Source organism: Oerskovia sp. NPDC056781 (genome assembly GCF_042789955.1).
GTDB lineage: Bacteria > Actinomycetota > Actinomycetes > Actinomycetales > Cellulomonadaceae > Oerskovia > Oerskovia rustica.
In genome coordinates this window covers 1-15,992 of record NZ_JBHUAD010000076.1, presented here as the reverse complement: position 1 = coordinate 15,992, position 15,992 = coordinate 1, and the positions used below count along the sequence as shown (strand labels likewise).

The following is a 15,992-nucleotide window of genomic DNA, read 5'->3' as shown; positions in this document are numbered from 1 at the left end:
GCTCAGCCGAGCTGCCCGACCGGCCTCGTTCCGCGTCTCCGGACAACAAACTCTTGCTGCAACTTTCTGCAAGGGCTACAGTCTGGGTCAGCCGGCGGCGGGGAGCGTCCGGCTCGGGAGACCACGCGGAGCGCAGAGGCTCGGTCACCCGGCGGTGCCTTCGCACGTCCGACTCCCCGGCGACAAGGGAGTCCTCATGCCATCACCTGCCCCCAGGCGGTCCTCCAGACCGCGCCGCACCACAGCCTCCGTCGCGGCGATATCGGTCGCGCTGACCGGGCTGACCGGCCTCACGGCCGTCGCCAACGCGGCGACCGGACCCGTGGCGACCGCGGCCGGTGCGGCACGCACCTTCGCGCTCGTCGGCAGCCTCCAGGACGAGGCCGGGTGCGCGGCCGACTGGGACCCGGCCTGCGCCGCGACCGAGCTCGCGCCGACCGGCACCGACGGCGTCTACGCGGCCGACTTCACCGTGCCCGCGGGCACCTACGAGTACAAGGTCGCCGTGAACGACTCGTGGGACGAGGCGTACGGCCTGAACGGTGGCGCCGACAACATCCCGCTCGTCGTCGGCGGCCCCACGACCCTGCGCTTCACGTTCGACGACGTCGCCAAGCGCGTCTCGCTCGCGCCCGTCGGGCTCGGGGGAGCCTACGACGAGGCGACCGACGCGCCGATCGTGACCCCGCCCGTGCGCCAGCCGGGCTCGGACGAGCAGTTCTATTTCGTCATGACGGACCGCTTCGCGGACGGCGACCCGACCAACAACGAGGCCGGCATCGAGGGCGGCGCGCTGCGCTCGGGCTACGACCCCACGAACAAGGGCTTCTACCAGGGCGGCGACATCCAGGGCCTGCGCGACCAGCTCGACTACATCGAGGGGCTCGGGACGACCGCGATCTGGCTGACGCCGTCGTTCAAGAACAACCCGGTCCAGGGCGAGGGCGAGAACGCGTCGGCGGGATACCACGGCTACTGGGTCACGGACTTCACGCAGATCGACCCGCACCTGGGGACCAACGCCGAGCTCGAGGCGCTCATCGACGAGGCCCACGCCAAGGGCATCAAGGTCTACTTCGACATCATCACCAACCACACGGCCGACCTGATCGACAACGAGCAGAAGCAGTACTCGTACGTCGACCAGGCGACCGCGCCGTACAAGGACGCGGCGGGCAACGCGTTCGACCCGGCCGACCACGCGGGCAAGAACACGTTCCCCGCGATGGACGCCGCGACGTCGTTCCCCTACACGCCCGTGGTCGCCGACGACGCGAAGGACGCCAAGGTCCCCGCGTGGCTCAACGACACGACGCTCTACCACAACCGCGGCAACTCGACGTGGTCCGGTGAGTCCGTGACCTACGGCGACTTCGACGGCCTGGACGACCTCATGACCGAGAACCCGCGCGTCGTCGACGGGTTCGTCGACGTCTACCAGGGCTGGGTCGACCTCGGCATCGACGGCTTCCGCATCGACACGGTCAAGCACGTCAACTTCGAGTTCTGGGAGACATGGACCACCGAGGTCCTCGACTACGCCCACGCGAAGGGCAAGGACGACTTCTTCATGTTCGGCGAGATCTACGACGCCGACGCCGCCAAGCTCTCGCCCTACGTGCGCAAGACGGACATGAGCTCGGTGCTGGACTTCGCGTTCCAGTCCTCGGCCGCGAGCTTCGCGAGCGGCAACAGCGCCAAGGGCCTGTCCCAGCTCTTCGCGAGCGACGACATGTACACGACGCCCGACTCCTCGGCCTCGGCGCTGCCGACCTTCCTCGGCAACCACGACATGGGCCGCATCGGGTACCTGCTGCAGACCACGGGCGACGCGCAGCGCCGCGACGAGCTCGCGCACGACCTCATGTACCTCACGCGTGGCCAGCCCGTCGTCTACTACGGCGACGAGCAGGGCTTCGCGGGCGTGGGCGACGGCAAGGACAAGAACGCACGGCAGTCGCTGTTCGCGACCCAGGTCGGCGAGTACGCGGACCAGCCGCTCGTCACGGGCGAGACCGCGGGCAGCCAGGACCGCTACGACACGACGTCGCCGCTCTACACCCACATCGCCGGGCTGTCCGCGCTGCGTGCCGACAACCCGGCCCTCGCGACCGGCGCCCAGATCGAGCGCTACACGGACTCGGGCGCGGGCGTCTACGCGTTCTCGCGCGTGGACCGCACCGAGAAGGTCGAGCACCTCGTGGGGCTCAACAACTCGACCGCGGCCAAGACGGTCGGCTTCACGACGCTCACGCCGGGCGCGACGTACACACCGCTGCGCGGCGGCGGCGACCCCGTCACGGCCGGTGCCGACGGTACGGTCTCGCTCACGGTCCCGGCCCTGGGCTCCGTCGTCCTGAAGGCCGACCGCACGGTCGGCGTCGAGTCCTCGGGTGACGTGTCGGTCACGGTCCCGGCCGCAGGGGCGGGCCTCACGGGGGTCGCCCCGGTCACCGCCGACGTCGACGACGCCGCGTGGTCCGAGACCAGCTTCGCGTGGCGCGTCGTCGGGTCGGACGCGTGGCAGGGTCTCGGCACGGCCGAGGACACCTCGCCGCGCGTCTTCCACGACGTGAGCGACCTGGCCAAGGGCACGCTCGTCGAGTACCGCGCCGTGACGGTCGACGCCGACGGCGACCGCGCCGCGGCCTCGACGTTCGCGAGCGTGGGGAACTCGGTCAGCGGCGACGAGGACGTCGAGCCCCCGACCGACATCGACCTGGTCACCGTCCCCGGGAGCCACAACTCCGAGATGGGCTGCGCGGGCGACTGGGCTCCCGGCTGCGAGGCCGCGAAGCTCACGAAGCGCGCCGACGGCGTCTACGCGGGCACGTTCGACGTCCCGGCCGGTACGTACGAGTACAAGGTCGCGATCAACGGCTCGTGGGACCTCAACTACGGCGTGGGCGGCGCGAAGGACGGCTCCAACGCGACCTACACGACCGCGGGCGGCCCCGTGACCTTCTACTGGGACCCGGTCTCGCACGACTTCTCGAGCACCGCTCAGGGCCCGATCATCACGGTCGCGGGCTCGTTCCAGGACCAGCTCGGATGCTCGGCCGCGTGGTCCCCGGACTGCCTGGGATCGTGGCTGCGCGACCCGGACGGTGACGGCGTCTACACGTTCACGACGTCGGCGCTCGCCACGGGCGCGTACGAGGGCAAGGTCACGCACGGCATGAGCTGGGCCGAGAACTACGGCGTCGGGGGCGTCAAGGACGGCCAGAACTACTCGTTCAGCGCGTCCGAGGGCAAGGCCGTGACGTTCTCCTACGTCCTGGCGACGCACGTCCTGACGATCGAGGTCGCTGACCCGCCGCTGCCCGGCACGGGCCAGCAGGCGGCGCACTGGGTGAGCAAGGACCTGGTCGCCTGGCCGCGCGAGCTCCTCGCCGGGGCGGACCCGGCCACGCTGGGCTGGACGCTCCACACGGCACCGACGGGCGGCCTGAGCGTCGCGGACGGCGCGGTCGTCGCTCCGGAGGGGGCGTCGTCGTACTCCCTGGTCCTGGACCCGGCCGGCCTGCCCGACGACGTCGCAGCCGACTTCCCGGCCCTCGCCGACGCGGTGGCCCTGCGGGTCACGGGCGCTGACGGTGCGCCGATCCCTGTCGACGCAGCGACCGCCGCGCTGACGGGACAGCTCCTCGTCGCCCAGCGCAGCGGCCCCGCGGCCGACGCACCGCTCACCGCGGCGACCGGGGTCCAGCTCCCCGGCGTGCTGGACGACCTGTTCGCGCAGGACGCCGCCGACCGCACGCTCGGTGCGAGCATCTACACCAACGGCAAGTGGGCCTCGTTCGCGCTGTGGGCACCCACCGCCAAGAAGGTCACGCTCCTCGCGTGGCCCGCGCAGGGCGACGCCGCAGGCCTCACGGCCGAGGACGCGCGGCGGTTCCCCGCCGAGCGCCAGTCCGACGGGACGTGGACGGTCGACGGGAAGGACGCCGACAAGAAGTTCGGCTGGGTCGGTGCCCGGTACCTCTACGAGGTCGAGGTCTTCGTCCCGTCCACGGGCACGGTCGAGACGAACGTCGTGACCGACCCGTACTCGCTCGGGCTCACGCTCAACTCGACGCACTCGGTCGTGGTGGACCTCGACGCGAAGGACACGCAGCCGAAGGTGTGGAAGGAGACCAAGGCCCCCGTCGTGGAGCGGGCCGTCGACCAGACGATCTACGAGCTGCACGTGCGGGACTTCTCGATCGCCGACGCCACGGTGCCGGCCGACAAGCGCGGCACGTACCTCGCGTTCGGTGAGAAGGCCTCGGTCGGCATGAAGCACCTCGCCGAGCTCGCCGACGCGGGCCTGACGACGGTGCACCTGCTGCCGACGTTCGACATCGCGACCATCGAGGAGGACCGGTCCGAGCAGTCGGTGACCGGCGACCTGAGCGGCTTCGCGCCCGACGGCACCGAGCAGCAGGCGGCCGTGGCCGCGATCCAGGGCACGGACGGCTTCAACTGGGGCTACGACCCGCTGCACTTCTCGACGCCCGAGGGTTCCTACGCCGTCGACGCCGAGGGCGCAGCGCGCGTCGCGGAGTTCCGCACCATGGTCGGGTCGCTGCACCAGACCGGGCTCCAGGTCGTGCTCGACCAGGTGTTCAACCACACCGCGGCCAGCGGCCAGGACCCCAAGAGTGTGCTCGACAAGGTCGTGCCCGGCTACTACCACCGCCAGAACACGACGACGGGCGCGGTCGAGACCAGCACGTGCTGCCAGAACCTCGCGACCGAGCACGCCATGACGGGCAAGCTCATGGTCGACTCGGTCGTCACGTGGGCCCGCGACTACAAGGTCGACGGGTTCCGCTTCGACCTCATGGGGCACCACTCGAAGCAGAACATGCTCGACGTCCGGGCCGCGCTCGACGAGCTCACGCCGAAGAAGGACGGCGTGGACGGCAAGGCCGTGTACCTGTACGGCGAGGGCTGGAACTTCGGCGAGGTCGCGGACAACGCGCTGTTCGAGCAGGCCACGCAGGGCCAGCTCGGGCGCACGGGCATCGGCACGTTCTCCGACCGCCTGCGCGACGCGGTCCACGGCGGTTCTCCCGTCGACGGGGCCTCGACGTTCACGCAGGGCTTCGGCACGGGCCTCGCGACCGACCCGAACGGGCAGCCTGCCCGAGCGGGGGAGCCGGGCACGGTGAACGACGGGTCTCCCGACGAGCTCGCAGCGCTGGGCCACGAGACGGACCTGGTCCGCCTGGGCCTCGCGGGCAACCTGCGCAGCTTCACGTTCACGACCTCGACGGGCGAGACCCGGCGGGGCGACGAGATCGACTACCGGGGTGCGCCCGCGGGCTACGCGGACTCGCCCGAGGAGATCATCAGCTACGTCGACGCGCACGACAACGAGACGCTGTTCGACCTGCTCACCCTCAAGCTGCCGGCGGACACGTCGATGGCCGACCGGGTGCGCATGAACAACGTCTCGCTCGCCACGACGGCCCTGTCGCAGACACCGTCGCTGTGGCACGCGGGCACCGACCTGCTGCGTTCCAAGTCGCTCGACCGCAACAGCTACGACTCGGGCGACTGGTTCAACGCGATCGACTGGACCGGGACCGACAACGGGTTCGGCAAGGGCTTGCCGCTCGAGGCCGACAACGGCGAGAAGTGGCCGCTCATGGCGCCGCTGCTCGCGGACCCGGCGCTCAAGCCGACCGCGCAGGACATCGAGGCGGCGTCCGACAACGCGGCCGACCTGCTGCGACTGCGCTCCTCGACGGACCTGTTCCGTCTCGGCAGCGCGGACCTCGTCAACCAGAAGGTCACGTTCCCCGACGCGGGGACCGGCCAGACACCCGGCGTGATCGTCATGAGCATCGACGACACGGTCGGGGCGGACGTGGACGAGGAGCTCGACGGCGCGCTCGTCGTCTTCAACGCCTCGCCAGAGGCGGTCACGCAGACGGTCGCGGGTCTGGTGGGCCGCGAGTACGTGCTCTCGCCGGTCCAGGCCGACGGTCACGACGACGTGGTCAAGGCGACCACGTGGGACGCCGCGACCGGGACCGTCACGGTCCCGGCACGCACGGTCGCCGTGCTCGTCGAGCCCCACGCCGCGAAGGTCGAGCTCACCACCACGGCGCGCACCCAGTGCGCCGCGGGCCGGGCGACCGTCACGGTCGTCGCCGTCAACGCAGGCGCGGTCCCCGCGACGGTCCGGGTCGAGACGCCGTTCGGTGCCAAGACCTTCAGCGGGGTGCTGCCGGGCAAGTCCGCCCAGCAGACGTTCGCGACCCGCCAGACGCAGGTCCCTGCCGCGACGGCCACGGTCACGGGCACGGCGACGATCGGCGGCAAGGAGGTCCGGACGGCGTACGACGCGACGTACGCGGCCCGCGACTGCGGGTAGCACCCGATGACGGAGAGCGGGGACTAGGCGAGACGTGCCTGACACGTCTCGCACGGTCCCCGCTCTCGGCGCGTGCGGGGACTAGGCCGCGTCGAGCCGCGCCCGCACCTCCGGGTCGAGGTCGAGGTCCGCCGCCCCGAGCAGCTCGTCGAGCTGTGCGACGCTGCTCGGCCCGATCACCGGGATCACCGGCACGGGCCCGCCGAGCAGCCACGCGAGCGCGACCTGGTTCGGCGTCGCGCCGATCTGCCGGGCGACGTCGTGCAGCACGCGGCGTCGTTCGAGCGACGTCGGGTGCCCGTAGCCGTCCCACAGCTCCTTGTCGTCACGCACCATGGCGCCCTGCAGCAGCGGGGAGTAGGCAGTGACGGCGAGCTGTGGCCGCTCGTCGGTGCCCGTCGAGCGCGTGTAGTCGAGCAGCTCGGGCGAGGCCCAGTTGTGCCGGTCGGGATCCGGTGTCGGGTAGAGGTAGCTGAGCTGCTCCTGGACCACCCCGTACGGTGCGACGCCCTGACGCAGCGCCTCCTCGCGCGCCTCGACGACGCGCCACAGCGCGACGTTCGAGATCCCCGAGATCCCGACGGCACCCTCGGCCTGAAGCTTGCCGAACGCCCCGACGGTCTCCGCGAGCGGTGTGTCGAGGTCGTCGACGTGCCCGTAGAGGACGTCGAGGCGGTCGACGCCCAGGTGCCGCAGGCTCTCGTACGCCTCCCACGCGACGGTCTCCGCGGCCAGACCCTGGAAGTTGGTCGGGGGAGTGTTGGACAGGGGCAGGGCGGGGTCCTTCTTGGCCGCGCCGAGCTTGGTCGCGATGCGCACGTGCCCGCGCGCGCTGCGGCTCGTGAGCCAGCGGTTGATCAGGTCCTCGCTGTCGCGGCCGTGGCCCCCGGCCCAGTAGCTGTAGTTGTTGGCCGTGTCGAGGAACGTGCCTCCGGCCTCGACGTAGCGGTCGAGGATCGCGAACGAGGTCTCCTCGTCCGTCAGCGTGCCCATGTTCATGGTGCCGAGGCACAGCGTGCTGACGTCGAACGACGTCCGGCCGTCGCCGAGGGTGCGGTAGCGCATGGTGGTCTCCTGCGAAGAGTGCTGCTGGTTGACGGACTCCACGCTAGAAGTCGAGCGGCCTGGGTGTACGGTCCATTGGCATGGCACCTGACCAGACCAATTCGTTGCGCGAGCGCGCGGCGAACGCGCCCCGTCCGCCGCGTGCGTCCGGTCCGCCCCGCCCAGGCCCGACGGCGGCGCTCGCCTGGGAGACGGTCCTCGACCTGGGCACGGGGCCAGGGCCGCTCCACAGGCGGCTCGAGGACGCGGTGCGCGAGGCCGTCCACCTCGGACGCGTCCCGCCCGGTGCCGCCCTGCCCCCGAGCCGCGTGCTCGCCGACACCCTGGGCGTCTCGCGCTGGGTCGTGACCGAGGCCTACGGGCAGCTCGTCGCCGAGGGGTTCCTCGAGTCCCGGACAGGGTCGGGGACCCGGGTGCCGCTCGCGGCCCGGACCGACCCCCGGACCGGGGCCGGCGTGCGGGGGCAGGCCGAGCCGCACCCCCTCGCAGGCGGCCCCGGCAGCCCGGGCGACCGGACCGATGCCCGGGCGACCCACGCCGGGACCCGCGCGACGCCGTCGGGCACGGGAGGACTGCCCGCCCCGCGGGCGCGCTACGACCTGGGGCCCGGCGTGCCCGACCTGCGGCACGCACCGCGCGCCGCCTGGGTCCGCGCGCTGCGCGAGGCCCTCGCCGAGGCGCCCGACGCCGACCTCGCGGCCCCCGACCCCACCGGCCATCCCGCGACGCGGGCGGCGCTCGCGGACTACCTCGCCCGTGCCCGGCACGTGCGGGCGAGCGGGGGAGACGTCGTCGTGACGCACGGCGCCGACGACGCCATGCGGCGCGTCGCGGCGGCGCTCCACCGGGCCGGGCACCGGGCGCTGCTCGTCGAGGACCCGAGCTGGTCGCGCCTGCGCGAGACCGCGGCCGCGGCGGGGCTCACGCCCGTGCCGGTCCCGGTCGACGGCGACGGGATCGACGTCGAGGCGCTCCTCGCCGCGGCGGGCCGGACCGGTGCGCGCGCCGTGCTCGTGACCCCCGCCCACCAGTTCCCCACCGGCGCGGCCCTCTCGCCCGCGCGGCGCGAGGCGCTCGTGCGCTGGGCGCGCGACGCCGACGGGCTGGTCGTCGAGGACGACTACGACGCCGAGTTCCGTTACGACCGCCGGCCCGTGGCCGCGATGCAGGGACTCGCGCCCGACCGCGTGGTCCTGCTGGGGTCGCTGAGCAAGACGCTGTCGCCGGCGTTCGGGCTCGGGTGGGCGGTGCTGCCGCCAGGATGGCGAGACGCCGTGGTCGACCGGGGCGGTGCCGGTCCGTCGACGCTCGACCAGCTCGCGCTCGCGCGGTTCGTGACGTCGGGGGCGTACGAGCGGCACCTGCGAGCGGCGCGTGGACGGTTCCGACGCCGGCGTGAGGCGCTCGTCGCGGCGCTCGGGAAGGTGCTGCCCGGGACGGTCGTCACGGGGATCGCCGCGGGCATGCACGCCGTGGTCGAGCTGCCGGGCGGCGTGGTGGCCACGGACGTGGTGCGCGAGGCGGCACTGCGCGAGGTCAACGTCGCGGCGATCGAGCGCTACCGGGCGACGGCCGCCGGGCGCGACGACGGGAGGGACCGGCTCGTCGTCGGGTACGGCAACCTCGCGGACGCGCGCGTCGAGGAGGCCGTGGTGCGGCTCGCGGCGGCGGTGCGGGGGGCGGGGCGGGCGGTGGGGCGGTAGCGCGGGGGGCTGGGCGGTGTCGCTGCGCCGAGTGTGCAGTTCGGGTCGTCAGACGGTGCTCGGGACAGCCCGAACTGCACGCTCGACGAGGGCGGGCCGGCGCGGCCCTGCGGTCATGTCGCCCGTGACCGCCCGGCTGGGCGAGTCCGTATGCTCAGGCCATGGTGCACGCGGGGGAGGAGACGTCAGAGGTCAGCAGCCCGGGCACGTCGGCCTTCAGGGACGCCCGGCCAGGGGGGCCGGCAGAGCGGCGCCGAACTCTTCTCGCCCTGGGCGTCAGCGTGGTCCTCGTCGCGGTCCTGATCGGTGTCGTGGCCGTGGTCATCGGCCTGGTCGTCCCGACGGTGCCCGACCGGAGCGCCGACCTGGAAGCCACTGCGCGACGGGACGAGTTCCTCGACGTCCTGCGCGCGACCCCAGGGGTGACGTACGTGGTCGAGCCGACCGACAGTGTGCGAAGCGGCGGCTACGACGACGCCCCGTCCGAGATCGTCGACGTCACGGTCTCCGGCACGCCGATCGAGCTCGAGGAGGTGTTCGCAGCGCTGTGCGCGCACGGGAGCCGCGAAGGAGACCAGGGAACCGACTACCTCTTCGATGTCGCGACCGACGCGGCGCCCATGACCCTGCAGTGCGAGGACCCCGCCCTGGCGGGTCGACTGACCGCGCTCGTCGATCTTGCCCGCGGCGTGCTGCCGTCGTTGGACGAGGGCGTCAGGGTGCGGGTCGACGGCACTGACGTGTCGGTCTCGGCACGACCGGCCCCGGAGGCGATGCCCGAGGCCTGGCAATGGGCGTCGCGGTGGGCCACGGGCGTCCTCGACCTGGGGCTCACCCCGGTCGGGGTCCGGTTCCGGTAGCCCGGGGGCAGCGGCTGCGTCGAGTGTGCAGTTCGGGTCGTCAGACGGCGCTCGGGACAGCCCGAACGGCACACTCGGCGCGCCGCAGCGGCGCCTCGCAGCGGCGCTCCCGTCAGCGGAAGACGATCGTCCGGTGCCCGTCGAGCAGCACGCGGTGCTCGGCGTGCCAGCGCACGGCCCGCGCGAGCGTGCGGCGCTCGACGTCCTCACCCAGCGCGACCAGGTCCTCGACGGCCCGTGAGTGGTCGACGCGCTCGACGTCCTGCTCGATGATCGGCCCCTCGTCGAGGTCGCCCGTGACGTAGTGCGACGTGGCACCGATGAGCTTGACGCCGCGGTCGTGCGCCTGGGCGTAGGGGCGGGCCCCCTTGAAGCTGGGCAGGAACGAGTGGTGGATGTTGATGACCTGGCCCGACAGGTCGCGGCACAGGTCGTCCGACAGGATCTGCATGTATCGCGCGAGGACGACGAGCTCGACGTCGAGCTCGGCCACGAGCTCGCGCAGGCGGTCCTCGGCGGCGGCCTTGGTCTCGCGCGTGACGGGTACGTGGTGGAACGGCTTGCCGTAGAACGCGGCGATGTCCTCGAGGTCGCGGTGGTTGCCCACGACGCCCACGACCTCGATCGGCATGCCCTGCGAGCGCTCGCGGTAGAGCAGGTCGACGAGGCAGTGCGCGGCCTTGGAGACCATGACGAGCGTGCGCACGCGGCGCCCGACCACGTCGAGGTTCCACGTCATGTCGAACGCCTCGATCACGGGGGCCAGGGCGCCCTCGAGCTCGTCGCGCGACGCGGTCGACTCGACCTGGACGCGCATGAAGAACAGCCCGGACAGCGGGTCGCCGAACTGCTGCGACTCGGTGATGTTGCCGCCGTGCTCGGCGAGCGTCCCCGTGACGGCGTGCACGATCCCCGGACCGTCCGGGCAGGACAGCGTGAGGACCCAGTGGGTCGGCGTGGACGCGTCGGGCGCGCCGGAGGCGGGAACGTTCGGGAGAGAGGTGCTGGACACGGTCCCAGGGTAGCCGCGCCGTCGCGCGTCCAGCGGCTCCGTCCGGGCCGCGTCCCGCCCGAGGCGCCGTCTTGACCCGGGCCGCGCACCCGGGCGGTGCGCCCGGCCCACGCAGCGGTAACGTCCGCGCCAGGCTGCACCCGCCGCGGACGAAGACCGCACATCACCCGTTTCCGGTCAGTGCCGTCGGTCAATTGGCAACAAAGTTGCCTTCCATTGTGCAGTGCGCAACGGAGAGCGCCACGACGTGGACCGCGCCGCGAACGGGTGCATAGCCTCCCGGAACCGGCGTCACCGACGACGTCGGCCCCCGAGTCGATGACGGAGTCGATATGAAGAAGTCCCGCCTGGCGGCGTTCGGCGTCGCCGCCGTGCTGGCCCTGACGGCCTGCGCCCCCACCCAGTCCACGATCACCGAGGCCGAGAACGACGAGAGCACCGGGACGCTGCGCGTCTGGCTCTTCGCCGAGGTCAACCAGGACCCCAAGGCGGCGGTCGTCGACGAGGCCGTCGCCGAGTTCGAGGCCGAGCACGACGGCGTGGAGGTCGACGTCCAGTACATCCCCGTCGACACCCGTGCCGAGCGCTTCAACGCCGCGTTCAACGACCCGGCCTCCGCCCCCGACGTCGCCGAGTTCGGCAACACCGACATCGCGGCCTACGTCGCCGCGGGCGGCCTCGCGGACGTGACCAAGGAGGTCGCGGCCTGGGACGAGTCCGGCGACCTGACCCCCTCGATCGCCGCCACGACCGAGATCGACGGTGCGACCTACGGGGTCCCGTGGTTCATCGGGGTCCGCGCGCTCTACTACCGCACGGACGTCTTCTCCGAGCTGGGCCTCTCCGTCCCCACGACGCTCGCCGAGATCGAGACCGCGGCGCGCGCGATCCGGGCCGCCAAGCCCGAGATGGTAGGCATCGCGGCAGGCGGCGCCTACCAGTACGCGGCCATGCCGTTCCTGTGGGCAGGCGGGGGAGCGCTCGCGACCCAGGGGACGGACGGCACCTACACCTCGGCGCTCACGACGCCCGAGTCCCGCGCGGGCGTCACGGCGTACACGAACCTCCTCGCCGACGACATCTGCCCCTCGGCCCTGTGCGCCGAGTGGACCGGCAGCGCGAGCGTCCAGCAGTTCGTCGCGGGCACGGCGGGCATGGTCGTGGGCGGCGACTTCAACCGCAAGGCCGTCGACGAGTCGGCCGTGGGTGCCACCTACGCGATCGTCCCGCTCCCGGGCGAGAAGGCCGGCGAGATCGCTCCGGCGTTCGCGGGCGGCAACAACCTCGGTGTCTTCAAGAGCACCGAGCGCAAGTCCCTCGCGGTCGACTTCATGACGCTCCTGGGCGGGAAGAAGTACCAGGAGAAGATGTTCGACGCGATGGGCAACCTGCCCACGTTCACCGACGTCCAGGAGAAGGTCGCGACGGCGACGCCCGCGATCGAGCCTTTCACCGAGACCCTCGCGGCCGGCACCGAGTTCGTCCCCTCGACCCCGGCGTGGACCCAGATCGACGCCCAGGGCGACCTCAAGACCATGCTCCAGACCGTCGCGACGAAGCAGGCCACGGTCGAGCAGGCCACCGAGACCGCGGCCGCCGCGATGGACAAGGCGTTCTCCGAGGCACCCTGATGACCGCGCTCACCACCGCACCGGGGGCGGGCAGCACGTCCGCCCGCCCCCCACGCCCCGCGCGTCGCTCCCGGACCGGGACCTCCCGGCTCGAACCGTGGGTCTACCTGCTGCCGGCCGCCGCGATCCTCGTGGGCCTGCTCGGGTACCCGCTCTACCAGCTCGTCGTCACGTCGTTCTACGACTACCGCCAGGCCAACGTCACGGGCGGGGCTCCCCTCGAGTTCCTGGGTCTCGGCAACTACTCCCAGCTGTTCGGGGACGCGAAGTTCTGGACGGTCCTGCTCAACACGACGGTCTTCGCGGCCGGCTGCGTCGTCGCGACCCTCGCGCTCGGCTCGGCGCTCGCGGTCCTCGCGACCAGGGTCAGCCGGTGGGTGCGCTCGGTCCTGTTCCTCGCGGCGCTCGGCGCGTGGGCCACGCCCGCGATGACGGGCTCCGCAGTCTGGCTCTTCCTGTTCGACCCGACGCTCGGGCTCGTCAACAAGACCCTCGTCGGCGTCGGCCTGTCGGACTTCGCGGGGCACTCGTGGACGGCCGAGAAGTGGCCGGCGTTCGCGCTCGTGGGCGCCGAGGTCGTGTGGTGCTCGTTCCCGTTCGTGCTGGTCACGGTCTACGCGGGCATCCTCGCGATCCCGAGCGAGCTGCTCGAGGCCGCTCGCCTCGACGGCGCGTCGATGCCTCGCATCGCGCGCTCGATCATGGTCCCGATGCTGCGCCCGATCATCATCATCGTGACGATCCAGTCGATCATCTGGGACTTCAAGGTGTTCACGCAGATCTACGTCATGACGAACGGCGGCGGGATCGGCGGGCAGAACCTCGTCCTCAACGTGTACTCCTACCAGCAGGCGTTCGCGTCCAACCTGTACGGGCTCGGGTCGGCGATCGGCGTCGTCATGACGGTCCTGCTGCTCGGGGTCACGCTCGTCTACCTGCGCCTGCTGCGCCGATCAGGGGAGGTCCTGTGAGCGCCAGCGTCACCGCCGGCATGCCCGACGCCGGAGCGTCCGTCGGGCGCGTCACCTCACCGCCCGCGGTGCGGGGCACGGGCTCCCCGGGCGCCGGGGCGACCACCGCGCGCGGAGGGGCGGGCACGGCAGGGGCGCGGCGCCGTCGGGCGTGGAAGAACCCCGGTTCGAACGCCGCCGCGCTGCTGGTCGCGCTCGTCGTCGCGTTCCCGCTCTACTGGATGGTCCTGTCGGCCCTGCGCCCGAAGGCGGCGATCGACGCGGGCGACGCGTCGCTGTTCACGACGGACCTCACGCTCGACTCGTTCGTGCGGGTCCTGACGGTCAACGACTTCGGGCGGTTCTTCCTCAACTCGCTCGTCGTCGCCCTGGCGGTGGTGGTCCTCTCGACGGTCTGCGCGTTCCTCGCGTCGGTCGCGCTCACGCGCTACCGGTTCCGCAGCCGCACGACGCTGCTCGTGATCGTGCTGATCGCGCAGATGGTGCCCATCGAGGCCCTGACGATCCCGTTGTTCTTCCTGTTCCGGAACATGGGGGCGAGCGTCCCCGCGATCGGTCTCAACCAGCTCGGGTCGCTCGTGCTGGTGCACCTCGCGTTCTCGATCCCGTTCGCGATCTGGATGCTGCGCGGCTTCGTCGCGGCCGTCCCGGTCGAGCTCGAGGAGGCCGCGCGGATCGACGGGGCCAAGAGCTTCCGGTTCGTGCGCTCCATCCTGTTCCCGCTCGTGTTCCCGGGCGTGGTCGCGGTCAGCGTGTTCTCGTTCATCTCGACGTGGAACGACTTCCTGTTCGCCAAGACCTTCATCATCTCGGCGCAGGAGAACCAGACGCTGCCCCTCGCGATCCTCACGTTCTTCAAGGACGACCAGAACGACTGGGGCGCGATCATGGCGGGCTCGGTCATCATGACGGTGCCCGTCCTGATCTTCTTCGTGCTCGTGCAGCGCCACCTGGTGTCGGGGCTCGCGGGGGCGGTGAAGGGCTAGGTGAGACGGTCACCATTCCACCCGCGGACGCGCACCTCGGGGCGGTCCGTTTCTGACACGATGGGACCATGACCGACACGCCGATGACCATGGACCTCGTCACGGACGAGCACGCGGGGGAGCTCCTCACGCTCCGCCGGGCAGCGTTCGTCACCGAGGCGCAGCTCTACGGGGACCCGAACATCCCGCCGCTCACGCAGACGCTCGCCGAGCTCAAGGCGGACCTGGCGACCAAGGGCGTCATCACGCTCGGAGCGTGGCAGGGGCCGCGCCTGGTGGGGTCCGTGCGCGTGGAGATCGAGGGCGGCAAGGCCACGCTCGGTCGGCTCGCGGTGGCCCCGGACCTCCAGGGCCGCGGGATCGGCACGCAGATGCTGTTCGCGGTCCTGCCGCACCTGCCCGAGGAGACCACCGAGATCTGGGTCTTCACGGGCAAGGACTCCAAGCAGAACCTCGAGCTGTACACGCGCCACGGCTACGAGGAGCAGTACGACAAGGCCGCGGGTGACCTCACGTACACGTACCTGCGCCGCATCCTGGGCGAGGCCGAGGCGCGCAACGCGAGCGACGCCCAGGGCTGAGCCCTCGCACACGAACGAGGCGCGTCCCCCGCGTGGGGGGCGCGCCTCGCTCGCGTCTACGGCTCGTCCCACGCCCAGGCCCGGACGTGGTCGACGAGCATGCGCGCGGGCAGCTGCGTGCTCTCGTCGGGCGGGCCGGGCCAGTCGCCGCCGACCGCGAGGTTGAGCAGCAGGAAGAACGGGTCGTCGAAGACCCACGGGTCACCGCCGGTGTCGGCGGGCGTCCTGCGCGAGTACTCGACGCCGTCGACGTACCAGGTGATGGCGTCCGGGGCCCAGTCGACCGTGAAGGTGTGGAAGTCCGCGGCGACGTCCTCCCCGCCGGGGAGCGTGTACGACGCGTGGATCGCGTCCGCCCCCGAGTACCCGGGACCGTGCAGGCTGCCCCACACCGTGCCGGGCTCCTGGCCGACGTTCTCCATCACGTCGAGCTCGCCGCTCGCAGGCCACGGCTCGGTCGTGAAGATGTCCTGGCCCAGCATCCAGAACGCGGGCCAGGTGCCCTGCCCGCCCGGGACCTTGATGCGTGCCTCGAAGCGTCCGTACTGCTGGGTGAAACGGTCCGCGGTGATGAGCCGCGCGGAGGTGTACTCGCAGCGCCCGTAGTGGCACCACAGGTCGCCGGGGTTCTCCCGGCGGGCCGTGACGACGAGGTGGCCCTCGCCGTCGGTCGAGGCGTTGCCCGGGCTGTCCGTGTAGTACTGGAGCTCGCCGTTGCCCCACCCGCTGCCGCCCGTCTCGAGGCGCCAGCGGGAGGGGTCGGGCGCGGCGCCGGCCGCGCCGTCGAACTCGTCGGCCCAGGTCAGGGGCCCGGGC

10 protein-coding genes are annotated in these 15,992 nt (G+C 72.0%); 7 read left to right on the top strand and 3 right to left on the bottom strand.

Features of this window, described 5'->3' with window-relative positions:
* Positions 1-196 precede the first annotated feature (196 nt).
* Positions 197-6,367 (top strand): pullulanase-type alpha-1,6-glucosidase, encoded by a 6,171-nt coding sequence (gene pulA, locus ACFRCR_RS08935; RefSeq protein ID WP_377676884.1) that lies wholly within the window; start codon positions 197-199, stop codon positions 6,365-6,367.
* 81 nt (positions 6,368-6,448) lie between these two features.
* Here the strand turns inward: pulA and ACFRCR_RS08930 are convergent, their stop codons facing one another.
* Positions 6,449-7,474, bottom strand: a complete 1,026-nt coding sequence (locus ACFRCR_RS08930) for an aldo/keto reductase (RefSeq protein ID WP_377676882.1) — start codon at positions 7,472-7,474, stop codon at positions 6,449-6,451.
* A gap of 38 nt (positions 7,475-7,512) precedes the next feature.
* On the opposite strand from ACFRCR_RS08930, the gene ACFRCR_RS08925 reads away from it, so the two are divergent.
* Complete coding sequence (locus ACFRCR_RS08925) at positions 7,513-9,135, top strand: PLP-dependent aminotransferase family protein (RefSeq protein WP_377676880.1); 1,623 nt, start codon at positions 7,513-7,515, stop codon at positions 9,133-9,135.
* 161 nt (positions 9,136-9,296) lie between these two features.
* Positions 9,297-9,995, top strand: coding sequence for a hypothetical protein (locus tag ACFRCR_RS08920; protein WP_377676879.1), 699 nt, complete (start codon positions 9,297-9,299; stop codon positions 9,993-9,995).
* Between the two features lie 112 nt (positions 9,996-10,107).
* Here the strand turns inward: ACFRCR_RS08920 and purU are convergent, their stop codons facing one another.
* Positions 10,108-11,007: a formyltetrahydrofolate deformylase gene (gene purU, locus ACFRCR_RS08915; RefSeq protein ID WP_377676877.1), complete on the bottom strand. Its 900-nt coding sequence runs from the start codon at positions 11,005-11,007 to the stop codon at positions 10,108-10,110.
* 332 nt (positions 11,008-11,339) lie between these two features.
* On the opposite strand from purU, the gene ACFRCR_RS08910 reads away from it, so the two are divergent.
* The 4 genes from ACFRCR_RS08910 (at position 11,340) to ACFRCR_RS08895 (ending at position 15,176) form a co-directional block, all read left to right on the top strand.
* Complete coding sequence (locus tag ACFRCR_RS08910; RefSeq protein WP_377676875.1) at positions 11,340-12,638, top strand: extracellular solute-binding protein; 1,299 nt, start codon at positions 11,340-11,342, stop codon at positions 12,636-12,638.
* Entirely contained in the window at positions 12,638-13,609 is a 972-nt protein-coding gene (locus ACFRCR_RS08905; RefSeq protein WP_377676873.1) for a carbohydrate ABC transporter permease, read from the top strand. The genes ACFRCR_RS08910 and ACFRCR_RS08905 overlap by 1 nt, the downstream gene beginning before the upstream one ends.
* Positions 13,606-14,595, top strand: coding sequence for a carbohydrate ABC transporter permease (locus ACFRCR_RS08900; RefSeq protein ID WP_377676871.1), 990 nt, complete (start codon positions 13,606-13,608; stop codon positions 14,593-14,595). The genes ACFRCR_RS08905 and ACFRCR_RS08900 overlap by 4 nt, the downstream gene beginning before the upstream one ends.
* A gap of 68 nt (positions 14,596-14,663) precedes the next feature.
* Positions 14,664-15,176: a GNAT family N-acetyltransferase gene (locus ACFRCR_RS08895; RefSeq protein WP_191795752.1), complete on the top strand. Its 513-nt coding sequence runs from the start codon at positions 14,664-14,666 to the stop codon at positions 15,174-15,176.
* A 56-nt stretch (positions 15,177-15,232) separates the two neighbouring features.
* Here ACFRCR_RS08895 and ACFRCR_RS08890 read toward each other — a convergent pair.
* Positions 15,233-15,992 (bottom strand): family 16 glycosylhydrolase (locus ACFRCR_RS08890; protein ID WP_377676869.1); only part of this gene is annotated, 760 nt, incomplete at its 5' end.

Coding starts and splice junctions, on each gene's coding strand:
- ACFRCR_RS08925 (WP_377676880.1), top strand. CDS start 7,513: ATGGCACCTGACCAGACCAATTCGTTGCGCGAGCGCGCGGCGAACGCG.
- ACFRCR_RS08895 (WP_191795752.1), top strand. CDS start 14,664: ATGACCGACACGCCGATGACCATGGACCTCGTCACGGACGAGCACGCG.
- ACFRCR_RS08905 (WP_377676873.1), top strand. CDS start 12,638: ATGACCGCGCTCACCACCGCACCGGGGGCGGGCAGCACGTCCGCCCGC.
- ACFRCR_RS08910 (WP_377676875.1), top strand. CDS start 11,340: ATGAAGAAGTCCCGCCTGGCGGCGTTCGGCGTCGCCGCCGTGCTGGCC.
- ACFRCR_RS08920 (WP_377676879.1), top strand. CDS start 9,297: ATGGTGCACGCGGGGGAGGAGACGTCAGAGGTCAGCAGCCCGGGCACG.
- pulA (WP_377676884.1), top strand. CDS start 197: ATGCCATCACCTGCCCCCAGGCGGTCCTCCAGACCGCGCCGCACCACA.